This window comes from Gammaproteobacteria bacterium (genome assembly GCA_029862005.1).
Classification (GTDB): Bacteria; Pseudomonadota; Gammaproteobacteria.
Window position 1 is genome coordinate 22,292 of record JAOTYD010000005.1, and the last position, 14,856, is coordinate 37,147.

The 14,856-nt window shown below is 59.7% G+C and carries 13 protein-coding genes; 9 read left to right on the forward strand and 4 right to left on the reverse strand.

Annotated elements, in window-relative coordinates; translation table 11 throughout:
• Positions 1–28: 28 nt before the first annotated feature.
• From OES20_04980 to OES20_04995, 4 genes are all read right to left on the reverse strand, one after another.
• Positions 29–1,216 (reverse strand): ABC transporter substrate-binding protein, encoded by a 1,188-nt coding sequence (locus tag OES20_04980; protein MDH3634042.1) that lies wholly within the window; start codon positions 1,214–1,216, stop codon positions 29–31.
• Positions 1,217–1,433: 217 nt separating this feature from the next.
• Positions 1,434–2,273 (reverse strand): alpha/beta hydrolase, encoded by an 840-nt coding sequence (locus tag OES20_04985; protein MDH3634043.1) that lies wholly within the window; start codon positions 2,271–2,273, stop codon positions 1,434–1,436.
• On the reverse strand, positions 2,270–3,841 hold the full coding sequence (locus OES20_04990; protein MDH3634044.1) for a benzoate-CoA ligase family protein: 1,572 nt from the start codon (positions 3,839–3,841) through the stop codon (positions 2,270–2,272). Before OES20_04990 ends, OES20_04985 begins: the two co-directional genes overlap by 4 nt.
• A 61-nt stretch (positions 3,842–3,902) precedes the next feature.
• Positions 3,903–4,367: a DUF4863 family protein gene (locus OES20_04995; GenBank protein MDH3634045.1), complete on the reverse strand. Its 465-nt coding sequence runs from the start codon at positions 4,365–4,367 to the stop codon at positions 3,903–3,905.
• 127 nt (positions 4,368–4,494) lie between these two features.
• Between OES20_04995 and OES20_05000 the strand changes: the two genes are divergently transcribed.
• The 9 genes from OES20_05000 (at position 4,495) to OES20_05040 (ending at position 14,856) form a co-directional block, all read left to right on the forward strand.
• The gene (locus OES20_05000; GenBank protein MDH3634046.1) at positions 4,495–5,460 is read left to right on the forward strand and encodes a helix-turn-helix transcriptional regulator; all 966 of its coding nucleotides are present in this window, start codon (positions 4,495–4,497) and stop codon (positions 5,458–5,460) included.
• Positions 5,457–7,115: a 2,3-epoxybenzoyl-CoA dihydrolase gene (boxC, locus tag OES20_05005; GenBank protein ID MDH3634047.1), complete on the forward strand. Its 1,659-nt coding sequence runs from the start codon at positions 5,457–5,459 to the stop codon at positions 7,113–7,115. Before OES20_05000 ends, boxC begins: the two co-directional genes overlap by 4 nt.
• A gap of 20 nt (positions 7,116–7,135) precedes the next feature.
• Positions 7,136–8,563, forward strand: a complete 1,428-nt coding sequence (gene boxB, locus OES20_05010; GenBank protein MDH3634048.1) for a benzoyl-CoA 2,3-epoxidase subunit BoxB — start codon at positions 7,136–7,138, stop codon at positions 8,561–8,563.
• A gap of 67 nt (positions 8,564–8,630) precedes the next feature.
• Complete coding sequence (locus OES20_05015) at positions 8,631–9,422, forward strand: enoyl-CoA hydratase-related protein (protein MDH3634049.1); 792 nt, start codon at positions 8,631–8,633, stop codon at positions 9,420–9,422.
• On the forward strand, positions 9,419–10,924 hold the full coding sequence (locus OES20_05020; protein MDH3634050.1) for a 3-hydroxyacyl-CoA dehydrogenase: 1,506 nt from the start codon (positions 9,419–9,421) through the stop codon (positions 10,922–10,924). Before OES20_05015 ends, OES20_05020 begins: the two co-directional genes overlap by 4 nt.
• Before the next feature lie 16 nt (positions 10,925–10,940).
• Positions 10,941–11,390 (forward strand): MaoC family dehydratase, encoded by a 450-nt coding sequence (locus OES20_05025; GenBank protein MDH3634051.1) that lies wholly within the window; start codon positions 10,941–10,943, stop codon positions 11,388–11,390.
• Positions 11,387–12,589: a 3-oxoadipyl-CoA thiolase gene (pcaF, locus tag OES20_05030; protein ID MDH3634052.1), complete on the forward strand. Its 1,203-nt coding sequence runs from the start codon at positions 11,387–11,389 to the stop codon at positions 12,587–12,589. The genes OES20_05025 and pcaF overlap by 4 nt, the downstream gene beginning before the upstream one ends.
• A 170-nt stretch (positions 12,590–12,759) precedes the next feature.
• Positions 12,760–13,338, forward strand: coding sequence for a hemerythrin domain-containing protein (locus tag OES20_05035; protein ID MDH3634053.1), 579 nt, complete (start codon positions 12,760–12,762; stop codon positions 13,336–13,338).
• Between the two features lie 177 nt (positions 13,339–13,515).
• Positions 13,516–14,856: an alpha/beta hydrolase family protein gene (locus tag OES20_05040; protein MDH3634054.1), complete on the forward strand. Its 1,341-nt coding sequence runs from the start codon at positions 13,516–13,518 to the stop codon at positions 14,854–14,856.

Below are 14,856 nucleotides of genomic sequence, written 5' to 3' on the forward strand. Positions count from 1 at the left end.
AGTTTGGAACCGGGCGCTTCGGTTCAGTTTACATCTTGCAATCTTTGGCGTAGGGATCCTGGTGGTTGGTCAGGACGGTCGAGACGATCTTCGTAGTCCAGCGACCCTGGGAGTCCTCGACGACCTCGCGCAGGTAAAAGTTCTGGATCGGCATATGGTTTTTGCCATAGCTGTACTTGCCGCGCACCGAATCGAAGTCGGCCTCCATCAGCGCCGCTCGCAAAGCATCCTTGTCTTTCAGATTGCCACCCACCTTCTCGACCGCGCTCTTGATCAGCATGATCGCATCGTAGGATTGCGCACCGTAGAAAGACGGGTATTTGCCGTGTTTCGCCAGATAATCGTTGACGAAGCGCTGGTTGGCCGCATTCAGGATATCGGGCGACCATTCCTGGGTATTCTTCGATCCCAATACGCCGGACAGTCCGGCCGCCTGCAGTTTCGGCAGCGCGATCGAATCGACAGTGAATACCGAGTAAAGGTCCATCTCGCCCTGCAAACCGGCCTGCTGGTACTGCTTGATGAAGGCACCGCCGGCCTTGCCGGGGTAAAAGACGAATATGCCTTCCGCACCCGAGGATTTAGCCTTGGCCAGTTCGGCGGAAAAATCAAGCTGGGCATCAGCACCCCACTTGGTCATGTCCTTGCCCAGAACCTTCCCCTTGAAGGTGGATTCGACACCGCGCACCATGTCCTTGCCGGCGGCATAGTTCGGCGCCATGACGTAGATCGACTTGACGCCTTTCTGGTTCAGGTGCTCACCCATTGCCATCGGCGTCTGATCGTTCTGCCAGGACGACGAAAAGAAATTCTTGTGGCAGCGCTTGCCAGCCATCTGTGACGGACCGGCGTTGGCGCTGATCAGGAACTTGTCCGCGTCGAGCACTGACTTCGCCGACGCCAGCAGCACGTGCGACCAGATGTAACCGGTGACGAAATCAACGTCGTCCTGCTTCACCAGCTTGTCGGTTTTCTGCTTGCCGATATCGGGCTTGAAGCCATCGTCTTCCATGATCAGCTCGACGTCGAGCGGACCCATTTTGCCGCCGATGTGCTCAAGCGCCAGTTCGACCGAGTTTTTCATGTCTTCACCGATAACGGCCGCGGGCGTAGTCAACGTCGTAACAAAGCCGATCTTGACCTTCGCTGCCTGCGCGGATCCGGTCGCCAGCACGGCGGCCGCGATCATTGTGGTAGTAATTATTTTTCGAAACATCTTATATCTCCTCTTCGGTTAGTGGCGACCTGCGACGAGCGCCTCCTGGTACAACAGCCAGAGCATTATCATGCCTGGTTTGTCAAAAATCGATTCCGGATTGCCAGATATCGCTATTATTATTTCCGTGTAGCCGCCGTCGCCTGCGCGTCGTAGCATCACGGAATCACATTAACGCTATATCTTACCTCAAAATATTACCGAATAGATCGTCCGATTAGGTTAATACCCGGGTTTCCGTGGTAACTGGCTGTTGCCGGTTGCGCGCGATAAATCCGGCCGCGTGGCGAATTAATGCCTCGGCCTGGTCGCGGTGCGGTGAATGGCCACAATCGGGTAACTCGATGATTTCGGTTTGGTCGACGCTGGCGGCGATGCCGTGAATCTGCGCCAGGGTTCCGTATTCGTCGTCGAGGCCCTGGATTGCGAGCACGGGGCATTCGATTGCGTCGATTTCGTCTTCGATCGACCAGGCACGAAATGCCGGATCGAGCCAGATATCGTTCCAGCCCCAGAAGGCCGAATCGGGATCGTCGTGATAGCGCGACAGGCGCTGTTTCAAATCGGTTTCGAGATAGGCCTGGCGTGCCAGTTCAATGCTTTCGACGGATATGTCTTCCACCATGATATGCGGCGAAAGCACGATCGCACCGGCCAGCCGTTGTGAAAAGCGCGCCGCGTACACTAGTGCAATCGAGCCGCCGTCACTATGACCGAACAGCCAGGGTGGCTCGGTTGCGGTATCGACATCGAGTGCCCGCAACAAGGCTGGCAGTAGTTCGTAGGCCTGATAGTGCATGAAATCGACCCCCCAGCGCTCATCGACGGCGCGCGGCGACGAACGACCGTAACCCGGTCGCGAATAAACCAGTCCGCGACACGAGGCGCGGGCGCACAGCTGCAAGGGAAAATCCTTCCACATCGCGCGCGAGCCGAGGCCTTCGTGCAGGAAAACTATAAGCGGCGCGGCGCGATCGTTGCTACCAACCCACTGATATTCGATCCGTTGCGGTGGCTCCTGCAGGCGCAGCGTTACGAACTCGACCGCCGCGCTCATGTACTCGCGGCGGCCTCGCGCTCGCGCAGGCGGAAGCGCTGGATTTTTCCGGTGGCAGTCTTGGGCAACTCGTCAACGAACTCGATATATCGCGGGTATTTATGCGGCGCCAGTCGATCCTTGACGAAGGCCTGCAGATCCTCGGCACTGGCCTGCTGGTCTTCGGCAAGCACGACGAAGGCCTTGGTTTTGACCAGCCCATCGGCGTCGGTTTTGCCGATGACCGCCGATTCGAGCACCGCCGGGTGCTCGACCAGCGTGGCCTCGACCTCGAACGGTGACACATACATGCCGCTGACGCGCAGCATGTCATCGCTGCGTCCCGAGCAGGTAAAGCTGCCGTCGTCGTTAAGCACGTACTTGTCGCCGCTCTTGGTCCACTCGCCCTGAAAGGTTTCGCGACTCTTGTCGCGATTGTTCCAGTACATCAGGGCTGCACTCGGCCCGCGCACGTAAAGATCGCCAATGTCGCCCGCCGCAACCGCCAAACCATCGTCGCTGCGCAGCTCGATATCGTAACCCGGCACCGGATAACCCGAAGATCCGAGACGCACCGCGCCCGGACGATTCGAAATATAAATGTGCAGCATCTCGGTCGAGCCGATACCATCGATCACATCGACGCCAAACTGATCGCTGAAGCGCTGCGCCAGGTCGGCTGGCAAAGCCTCGCCGGCCGAAACCGCGAGGCGCAATGCAAGCTGCTCGCGTGCGGGCTTATCCGCATAGGCCAGCATGGCTACATACCCGGTCGGCGCCCCGAAAAACAGGGTCGGTTGGTGATCGATCAGGCGTTGAAATATGACGTCGGGTGTCGGACGGCCGCCGAGCAACACGCTGGACGCACCGACGCATAGCGGAAAGGTCAGGGCATTGCCGAGCCCGTACGCAAAAAACAGCTTGGCTGCCGAAAAACAGACGTCCACCTCGGTAATGCCCAGCACCCCCTTACCGTAGAGTTCGCTGGTCCAATAGGGATTGGCATGGGTGTGCACCGTGCCCTTGGGCTTGCCGGTCGAGCCGGACGAATACAGCCAGAATCCGGGGTCATCAGGACTGGTGGCCACCGCCTGGTCGAGCGCTTGCGCCTGCTGCATAAAGTTGTCGAAGGCCGTTTCGGATGCTGCCAGATCGCCATCTGGCCGCGACACGATAACCGACTCGACTTCGTGATTTCCGCTTTGCATGGCCTCGCGTAGCACCGGCAATAGCGCGCTCGAGACCAGCGCGGCACGTGCGCGGCTGTGTTGCAGCATGTAACGGTAGTCGTCCGCCGGCAGCAGCGTGTTGACCGCAACCGGCACGATACCGGCATACATGGCACCGAGAAACGCAACCGGCCAGTCGTTGCAGTCGTGCATCAGCAGCAGTACTCGTTCTTCACGACGCAGACCGGCAGCGAGTAGTGCACCTGCGACACGGCGCACGTCGTTGGCGAGGTCGCCGTAGCTCAGCGTACCAGCATCATCGATATAGGCGGTTTTTTGTGCCCGCCCCTGGTTGAGTTCGAGCAGATACCCGGCGTAATTGAATATCTCGCCCGGGGCTTTGACGTCTTCGCTATTCATGCGCTCCTCCAGCAGTCGGTCGGGTCGCGACCCGGCGCGGGGCCCGGGCCGAAATTATTTGTTATCGGGTAAATTCTATGCTGCCACCCGGTAACAGGTACAGCACTAATGCGCGTCCGTCGGAGATCGTCGGCTGATGGGCGCTGCCGGCCGGGTAGACCACCCATCCGGCCGGATGATCGTCGAACCGGGCCTCGCCCTCGAGCGGCATCACCAGGTCGATCTCGCCATTGGGGTGCGCATGATGCGGACCGACGACATTGTCCATGTCGACGACATCGACTGAGAAATCCTGCAGGTCATCGGCCGGCTTGAATACTCGACCGTAGCGTATCCCGCCGGCCTCATGCTGGCATAACCAGCCTTCGGTGACGCCCTGGCGACAGATCCGCTCGAGATTGCGAAAGGTATCGCTACCGACTCCGTGCTCCCGGTTGAGCCAGATTTGCAGGTTCTCGTTCAGGCTTTTACCCGCGATCTGGCGGGTTAAATCGGCTATTTGTTGACGTAATTCGGTATCGCTCATGGTGCGGCCTCCCCGTTGCCCGGATTCGTTATTTTACTTGCCTGGCGAACAAATATGAATTATTGTGCATAATATTTCTCTATTTCACCAAGAAATGGCATTATATTGCATTTTATATGGCTAGTCGATGAATAGCGTAACAAAATCCGCCGGCGCACGAACGGGTAATCCTCGCAGTGCAGATGGCAATCGCCTGCTGATCGAGCTGGGCGACCGGGTGCGCGCGCTACGCGAGCGCCGTGAGATTACCCGCAAAGCGCTGTCCTTGGCCACCGGGGTATCGCAACGCCACCTGGCCAACCTCGAATACGGCGAAGGCAACGTCTCGGTGCTGGTACTGGAACAGGTCGCGGCTGCGCTGCACTGTTCGCTGGCCGAACTGATCGGCGATTTTACAACCCGTTCGCCCGAATGGCTGCTGCTGCGCTCGCTGTTAAAAAACCAGAATGAAGACACGCTGCGCAGAATTCGTATTGCCGCCGGTGAGATGCTGGATAGCGGCGAGAATGAATATTCCGAAAGCAGCCGGATCGCGTTGATCGGCCTGCGTGGCGCCGGCAAATCGACCCTGGGCGCGATGCTGGCGCAGCACCTGGACTGTAAATTTATCGAACTGAGCCGCAGCATCGAAAAACTGGCCGGGTGTACGATCGGCGAAATACAGGATCTGTACGGCACTGACGCCTTTCGCCGCTACCAGCACCGCGCACTGGTGGAAGTCATCGAGCATGACCCCACTGCGGTCATCGCCGTTCCGGGCGGACTGGTATCCGATGCGTCGACCTTCGACCTGCTGCTGTCCAGTTGCCACACCGTCTGGCTGCAGGCAAAACCAGAAGATCACATGCAACGCGTGGTCGAACAGGGTGACCTGCGCCCGATGGCGGGCAGCAGCGAAGCGATGGAGGACCTCAAGGACATCCTCGCCTCGCGCTCGCCGTTTTACGCCAGGGCACAGCACCAGCTTGATACCAGTGAACTGCCGCTGCAGCGGACATTTAAACAGCTGTGCGGTCTGGCAGGCCGGATTGGGCAAAACACGAGTATTGATTCAGTACTCAATCAGCAACCTATCGAGGAGATAAGATCGTGATCGCTTCGGATCGAGTCGACTATCAAACCCACCCTTCGCAGTACCGGCACTGGAAACTGAATTTCGATGGACCGGTAGCAACGCTGCAGGCCGACTTCGACGAAGACGGCGGTTTGCGTCCCGGCTACAAGCTCAAGCTCAACAGCTACGATCTCGGTGTCGATATCGAGCTCAATGACGCGATAAACCGTATCCGTTTCGAGCATCCCGAGGTGCGCAGCGTCGTGATTACGAGTCTCAAGGATCGCATCTTCTGTTCCGGCGCAAATATCTTCATGCTCGGTACCAGCAGCCACGCGTGGAAGGTCAATTTTTGCAAGTTCACCAACGAAACCCGCAACGGCCTCGAGGATTCTTCGCACCACAGCGGACTGAAATTTATTGCCGCGGTTAACGGCGCCTGCGCCGGCGGCGGCTACGAGCTGGCACTGGCCTGTGACGAGATAATTCTGATCGACGACCGCTCGAGCAGCGTCAGCCTGCCCGAAGTGCCGCTGCTTGGCGTCCTGCCCGGAACCGGGGGATTGACTCGAGTCACCGACAAGCGCCACGTGCGCCATGACCTCGCGGATATCTTTTGCACCACCACCGAGGGCGTGCGTGGCCAGCGCGCCAAGGACTGGCGCCTGGTCGACGAAATCGCCAAACCCGCCGCCTTCGACGCAACCGTGCGCCAGCGCGCGCTGGCGCTGGCCGAACAAAGCGATCGCCCTGCCGTTGCCGCCGGGATTGAACTGACACCGCTGCAACGCAGTATCGAGGATGATGCATTGCGTTACTCGCAAGTTAAAGTCGAAATGAATCGCACGGCGCGCACCGCAACCTTTACCGTCAACGCCCCCAAAGGTGAGCCATTGACAGATATTGCCGCGATCGAGGCCGCCGGTGCTGACTGGTACCCGCTCGTACTCGCGCGCGAACTCGACGACGCCATTCTTTCGATGCGCACCAACGAGCTCGCTCTAGGCACCTGGATCATACGCACCACCGGCGAGACGCAGGCGATGCTGGCAATGGACGCCACCCTGCTCGAATTCCGCGATCACTGGCTGGTGCGCGAAACCATCGGCTTTTTACGGCGCAGCTTGAGTCGATTCGATGTATCGTCGCGCAGCCTGTTTGCACTGATTGACGAGGACTCCTGTTTTGCCGGCACGCTGTTCGAGCTGGCTCTGGCCTGTGATCGCAGCTACCACCTGGCGCTGCCGGACGACGAGGCCGCGGCACCGGTGATTACGTTGAGCGAGGCCAATTTCGGCCTGTATCCCATGATCACCGGCGAAACCCGCCTCGAGCGTCGCTTTTATCGCGAGCAGGTCGCGCTAGCAGCCGCGCACGCGGAAATATCGCAGCCGCTGGATGCCGACGCCGCTTTCGATCTCGGGCTTGTGACCAGCAATCCGGACGATCTCGACTGGGAAGACGAGGTTCGTATCGCAATCGAAGAGCGCGTGGCGATGTCGCCGGATGCGCTCACCGGCATGGAGGCAAACCTGCGCTTCAACGGCAGTGAAAACATGCTGACCCGAATATTCGGTCGCCTTACCGCGTGGCAAAACTGGATCTTCCAGCGTCCGAACGCGGTCGGCGACAGCGGCGCACTCAAAGTTTACGGTACCGGTGAAAAATCGCAGTTCGACTGGAACCGGGTCTAAACCAACCAGAGAGTAATAAAATGTCATCCATTGATTACAACGAAAAAATCCCGAACAACGTGGACCTCGCCGGGGACCGCGCGCTCAAACGCGCGCTCGAACAATGGCAGCCCAACTACCTTGAATGGTGGCAGGACATGGGACCCGAGGAATCGCAGGACATGGACGTTTACCTGCGCACCGCAACCAGCGTCGACAAGGACGGCTGGGCGCAGTTCGGTTATGTCAAGATGCCCGAATACCGCTGGGGAATATTTTTGAACCCGTCCAAAGAGGACCGAAAAATCCATTTCGGCGACCATAAGGGTGAAGACGCATGGCAAAGCGTGCCGGGCGAATACCGCGCCAATTTGCGCCGCATCATCGTCACCCAGGGCGACACCGAGCCAGCCTCGGTCGAACAGCAGCGCCACCTCGGGCTGACTGCGCCGAGCATGTACGATCTGCGCAACCTGTTCCAGGTCAACGTCGAAGAAGGCCGTCATCTGTGGGCCATGGTTTACCTGCTGCACAAGTATTTCGGCCGCGACGGCCGCGAGGAAGGAGAAGCCCTGCTCGAGCGCCGCAGCGGCGAGGAAGACAACCCGCGCATCCTGCAGGCCTTCAACGAAAAGACGCCCGACTGGCTGGCGTTTTACATGTTTACCTATTTCACCGACCGCGACGGCAAGTATCAGCTTCACGCCCTGTCCGAGTCGAGTTTCGACCCGCTGGCGCGCACCACGCGGTTCATGCTGACCGAGGAAGCGCACCACATGTTTGTCGGTGAGACCGGCGTGGCGCGCATCATCGAACGTACCTGCGATGTCATGAATGACCTGAAAAGCGACGATCCGGCCGCGTTGCGTGCCGCCGGCGTGATCGATTTACCGACCATCCAGCGCTATCTCAATTTCCACTTCAGCGTTACCGTCGACCTGTTTGGCGCCGACGAATCGAGTAATGCGGCGATATATTACTCGACCGGACTCAAGGGCCGCTTTGCGGAGGGCAAGCGCAAGGACGATCACCTGCTAAAAGATGATTTTTACCCGGTGCTCGAGGTACGCGATGGCAAGCTGGTGGAAAAACAGGTGCCGATGTTAAACGCGCTCAACGAAGTGCTGCGCGACGATTACATCCGTGAGGCCGCGTCGGGGGTCAAACGCTGGAATCGTGTCATCGAAAACGCCAGCCTGCCGTTTCAGCTCAAGGTGCCGCACAAGGCATTCCATCGTAAAATCGGCGCGCTCACGGGTACGTCGATCAGCCCCGATGGTCAGGTTCTGAGCCGGGATCAGTGGAATCAGCAGGCCGCGCAGTGGTTGCCGACCGACGAAGACCGCGCGTTTGTTGCCAGCTTGATGGGGCGCGTGGTCGAGCCGGGCAAATTTGCGCACTGGATTGCACCGCCGGCGCTTGGGATCAATAACCAGCCGGTCGATTTCGAATACGTGCGATTTAGTTGAGATCACTCTGGGTCGACAGCGTCACCGCATTCGATTTACTATCGACTTGCGAGTAGGAGACCCAACGATGAGCGAATCAAACCTGGAAATCAGCCAGCGCCGCAACGGCGTGGCGCAAATCACGATGGTGCGCGTGGACGTATTCAACGCTTTCGATGAGGCCATGATCGCCGAAATCGATACGGCCTTCGAGCAGCTCGGTGCCGACGCAAAGGTGCGCGTTATAGTGCTCGCGGGCGAGGGCAAACATTTCAGTGCCGGCGCCGATCTCACGTGGATGAAACGCGCCAGCGAGGCCACGGTCGAATGGAACCTCGAGGATGCCCGCCGACTCGCGGCAATGCTCGACCGCATCGACCGCTGCCCCAAGCCTACCATTGCCCGGGTACAGGGAGCCGCGCTTGGCGGCGGTGTAGGTCTGGTCTGCTCCTGCGATATCGCGATTGCCGCTGACAACGCGAGCTTTGCCGTCAGTGAAGCCAAGTTCGGTATCCTGCCGGCCACCATCGGCCCCTACTTGATCAACGCGGTCGGCAAGCGTCACGCACGCCGGCTGGCCCTGACCACAACCCGCATCCGTGCCGCTGAAGCATTGACACTGGGTTTGGTGCACCAGGTCACGTCGCCGGATGAGCTCGATGTGGCAATCGATGCAATCCTCGATGAATTACTGGCTGGGGGACCCAATGCGCATCGCGAAATCAAGGACTACTTCGCCGGGCTCGAAGTCGGTCCGATTACCGACGAGGTTCGCGAACACAGCGCGCAAACCATCAGCCGTGTTCGCGGCAGCGACGAGGCACGCGAGGGTTTTGCCGCTTTCTTCGACAAACGCCCGGCCGACTGGATTCCCAAATGACACAACGCAAGGACCTGGACCCGGTGCTCGTCGTCGGTGCCGGCATCATGGGTGTCGGCATCACCCAGGTCGCGGCGCAGGCCGGGCACAGGGTATTGTTATACGATCTGCAAGCGGGCACGGCTGCCGACGCGCGCGATCGCCTGAAAGCAACCTTCGACAAGCTGGTCGATAAAGGCAAGCTCGACAGCGCCGATGCCGCCCAGGCTCTCGAACGCATTATCCCGATCGACAATCTCGGCGACGCCGCCGACGCCAGGCTGGTGATCGAGGCGATCGCCGAGCAACTCGACGCCAAACACGAGTTGCTGCAGCAGTTGCAGGGTATCGTCAGCCAGGATTGTATTCTCGCGACGAATACGTCGTCACTGTCGGTCACCGCGATCGCCAACGGCCTGGACCATCCAGAGCGCTGCGTCGGCATGCATTTCTTCAACCCGGTGCCGCTGATGCGGCTGGTCGAAGTGGTCAGCGGTTTGCAAACCTCGTCGTCGACGGTGGACACGATCGCCGAACTGGCGGTTTCCTGGGGAAAGACCGCGGTGCACGCGAGTTCGACCCCGGGATTTATCGTCAACCGCATCGCGCGACCCTTCTATGCCGAAACCCTCGCACTGTTACAGCAACAGGTGGCGACGCCAGCCGAGCTGGATGCGTGCCTGCGCGGTGCGGGCTTTCGCATGGGGCCATGCGAACTCATGGACCTGATCGGTCACGACACTAATCTAGCGGTGACAAAATCGGTATACGAGGCCAATTATTACGATAAACGTTACGTCCCGTCGCTGCTGCAACAGAGCCTCGTCGACGGCGGCCTGCTCGGGCGCAAGACCGGGCTTGGTTTTTACGATCATAAGAGTGGCAAAAAAATAGAGTCACCGTCTTATGCTGCGCCGAGGCAACCGCCATCAAGTGAAAATCTCGCGGTGCGTGGCGACAACCCGATCGCCGAGCGCATTGCCGCCGCCCTGAAACAACACGGATGCCGCTTCGAGCGAAATACCGAGAGCAAGTGGACCGGCCTGCAGGTCGACGGCGCCCGGCTGCGCCTGACCGACGGCCGTGCTGCGGCCGAACTCGGTCGCGATGTCGCCGTGTTCGATTTTCCCCTGAGCGACGAAACCGGCGCCGTACTCGCCTGGAGTCATGCCGCGCGCTCATCCGACGAATGGCTGCAAGCAGTGCCCGACTGGCTCGCGATATGCGGCTTCACGCCGCTGAAAATTGCCGATGCACCGGGCCTGGTGGTCGCACGCACGATCGCGATGCTGATCAACGAAGCCGCCGATGCCGTGCATCAGGGCGTATGCAGCGAGGCCGACGCCGACACGGCAATGCAACTCGGGGTCAATTACCCGGCGGGCCCATTCGCCTGGTTGGCCGCCTGGAATGTTCACGCAGTGGTATGTCTGCTCGATGCTCTGGACGACTTTTATCGCGGCGAACGTTACCGCGTAAGCCCGTGGCTGCGCCAACTCGCGTGGCAAACCCCGAAAAGATGATCGCCGCCCTGCGCTCGTGAAATTTGCTGATTTCCATCCGGGGCAAAGACTCGAGGCCGGTCCTTACGAGATCAACGAGGCCGAAATTATCGAATTCGCCAGGGCTTACGATCCGCAATGGTTTCATACCGATACGCAAGCTTCGGCCACGGGCCGTTTCAGTGGCCTGATCGCGAGCGGCTGGCACACCTGTGCCATCGCGATGCGGCTAGTCGTCGACACCGCGCTGAAAGGCTCGGAGTCTTTCGCCTCTCCCGGCCTCGAATACGTCAAGTGGCCGGCGCCGGTGCGCCCGGGCGATTCATTGTCGCTACGGGTCCAGGTGCTTGACGTGCGCCGGTCGTCGAAGTCCCCGAAACTTGGTATTCTGCACTGGCGCTGGCACCTGGTTAACCAGCAACAGATCGAGGTACTCGAACTCGAGGCCACCAGCTTTTTCGATTTAACCGACGAGGACAAGGCATGAACGATGCGTTTATCTGCGATGCGATCCGCACCCCGTTCGGCCGTTACGGCGGGGCCCTGGCATCGGTGCGCACCGACGATCTCGCTGCCGTACCGCTGCAGGCGCTGATGGCGCGTAATCCTGGCCTCGACTGGGCCGCGGTCGACGACGTTATACTGGGCTGCGCCAACCAGGCCGGCGAGGATAATCGCAACGTTGCGCGCATGGCGCTGTTGCTGGCCGGGTTGCCCGAAAGCGTGCCTGGATCGACAATTAACCGCCTCTGCGGCTCGGGTATGGACGCGCTCGGCAGTGCCGCACGCGCGATCAAGTGCGGCGAGGCGCGATTAATGATTGCCGGCGGCGTCGAAAGCATGAGCCGCGCACCGTTTGTCATGCCCAAGGCCGAGAGCGCATTCAGCCGCGGCAACGAAATTTATGACACGACGTTGGGCTGGCGTTTCGTCAATCCACTGATGACGGAACGTTTTGGTATCGACTCGATGCCAGAGACCGCGGAGAACGTGGCCCGCGAATTTAAAATCGAGCGTGAGGCGCAAGATGAAATGGCCTTGCGTTCGCAGCAAAACGCCGCCCGCGCAATCGACGACGGATTCTTCGACGCCGAGATTACGCCGGTCAGCGTACCGCAACGCCGAGGCGCTGCGGTCAGCGTCGACAGCGACGAACATCCCCGCGAAACCAACCTGGATAAACTCGCGGCGCTGAAACCGATCGTTAGCGTCGATGGTACCGTGACCGCCGGCAACGCGTCTGGCATCAACGATGGCGCCTGCGCACTGCTGCTCGCAGACGCGACCAGCGTCAAAAAATTCGACCTGATACCGAGGGCGCGCGTGCTCGGCATGGCCACCACGGGTCTGGCGCCGCGTATCATGGGTATGGGCCCTGCGCCGGCGACGCGCAGGGTGCTCGAACTGACCGGCCTGGAGCTGGGACAGCTAGACGTGATTGAACTCAACGAAGCCTTTGCCGCGCAGGGTCTCGCCGTGCTGCGCGATCTGGGGCTCGACGATGCCGATCCGCGGGTCAATCCCAACGGCGGTGCCATCGCCCTCGGTCATCCGCTCGGCGCCAGCGGCGCGCGCCTGGTTACCACCGCCGTCAACCAGTTACAGCGCAGCGGCGGGCGCTACGCGCTGTGCACCATGTGCGTCGGCGTGGGCCAGGGTATTGCAGTCATCGTCGAGCGGGTTTAATCCCGACCCGATGCAGCAAACGTCCTGGCTCAAGATCTGGGTTGCATTCCTGTTTTCAGCCTTCGGCGGCATATTTCCCGGTAACGCCTGATTTAAGGTGATTTTTATCAAGCTGGTATGGTGGTCATTGTGGTAAGTTTAAATTTCGAATCCTTTGTCAGGAGCAATTGATGCGCGCGATCTTGATTATCAAGCGGGAACATAACAACCTCGGCGCAGTGTTATATAGCCTCGAAAAACTGGTGGAAGAAATCGACAGCGGCAAGCAACCGGACTTCCCTATTTTTCACGGCTTATTGACTTATCTGGACCGCTTTCTCGATCGCTACCATCATCCCAAGGAAGATCAATATCTTTTTCCCCGACTGCTGGCGCGCGCTCCCGAATCCGAAAACCTGGTCCGGGAACTCGGTCAGCAGCACACCGAGGGCGAAATTCTTCTGGTCGCAATGCTCAAGGCGCTATCGGCCTACGAGTTTTCCGGCGACGCCGAGTACCCCCATTTTCGCGACACGGTTCTGGCCTATTGCGACTTCGAGCGCAGGCACGCGCAAAAGGAAGAGGACGAAGTGCTGGAGCGTGCCCGGCAGGTGCTCGAGCCCGCGGACTGGGAAGAGATCGATGCCGCTTTCGAAGAGAATGTGGATCCGATGTTTGGCCAGCAGTGGAATAACGAATTTTCGGATTTGCTCAACCATTTGATTAACCGGCTGCCCGCGCCGCTGGGCCTTGGTGAGGAGTGGAAGTGATTGCGATCGATAGAGATGGAGGCGCGGTTTAGCCCGGCAAATCAACCCCGATTCAGGTAGCGGAGGTTTGTTCTGACCCTGCCCTGCCCGGCGAGGAGACAAGCAATAAAAATTAAAAATATCAGCGACCTCATAACGGGTCACAAGCTACCCGCGGAAACCGGCGCAATCACGTGGATGCGCGGCCCGCTCGGCGGCCTGTTCACGCTGCCCTGGTTCGACCCGGCGTCGATATATTTTCTGCGCAATTGGTATCTGCCCCTGTCGCGCTTGTGGGGAGTGGCGGACGAGGCACAGGGCTCGGTGGCCAGATTCGTCGAGATTGCTCAATTCGAGCTCGGCGACAGCCGGTACCAGCGCCTCGGCAAGGTACTGTTTCGCTTCGAAGTCTCTCGCGCCCGGGTAAACGCCATCGACGCCGCCTGGCGGTGTGCTTTTTTCGGGGACAATGCGCCGACCGCTTCTGATCTCGTCGCCATCGAAAAGGCGCGCAAGGATGCGCATCAGGCACATAACATGAGGCGCGGCGATTTACGCTTTTTATTGCGCTTCAAGCCGCAAACCTCGCGTTACGTCATTCCTTCCCAGACCGAGGTCGAAGCACTGTACGGTGGGATTCGCGCCGATCCTCAAGCTTATTTCACGCTGCCCGCGGCAATGCCGCCGGTTGAGCAGTCTCGGGGATTCGATGCCGCCGACGGCAGGCAATACTGGATTCGATTTCAATCGCCGTCGCAACGCACCGGCGACCTGGTTTATGCCCGGGTGCATGAGCCGGCCGGCGTCAACAACCCACCCACGATTATTTACGGGCATGGTATTTGTGTCGAATTTGATTACCTCGAAGGACTGGTCGACGAAGTCGACGTGCTGTGCCGTCTCGGTTTTCGCGTGGTGCGTCCAGAGGCACCGTTTCACGGACGCCGCCGACCCCAGGGCTATTACGGTGGCGAATACATCAGCGCAACCTCGCCGCTCGGAGTCCTCGACACATTTACCGCCGCGGTCGCCGAGCGTGCCGTGCTGATGGACTGGTGCCGGCGCAGTTCTACCGGGCCGGTGACCATGGGCGGCAGCAGCCTGGGTGCGTTGATAGCACAACTGTTGACCGGAGCGGCAGCCAACTGGCCGCAGGCATTGCGGCCCGACGCGTTGTTGTTGATCATGCATTGCTCGAAGATGGAAGATGCCTTGATCCATGGCTCTATCGCAAAATTGTTCGGTGCGCTCAAGGCCAAGCACGAGGCAGGCTGGAGCGTCACCACGGTAGCCGAGTACCTGCGTGCGCTGAATCCGCCGGCGCAACCCTCGGTAGCTGCAGCCAACATTGTTTCCGTGCTGGGCACCAGGGACGCGGCAACGCCATTCAGCGGCGGCCTGGAATTACTCGATCGCTGGCAGGTGCCGCCGTCGAACCGGTTCGTCTGGCCGCAGGGTCATTTTTCCCTGCCGATCGCGTTAACGCGCAACGATGCGCCGCTGCGGCATTTCCAGCAGGTGGTAAAAGGGCTGACTTGA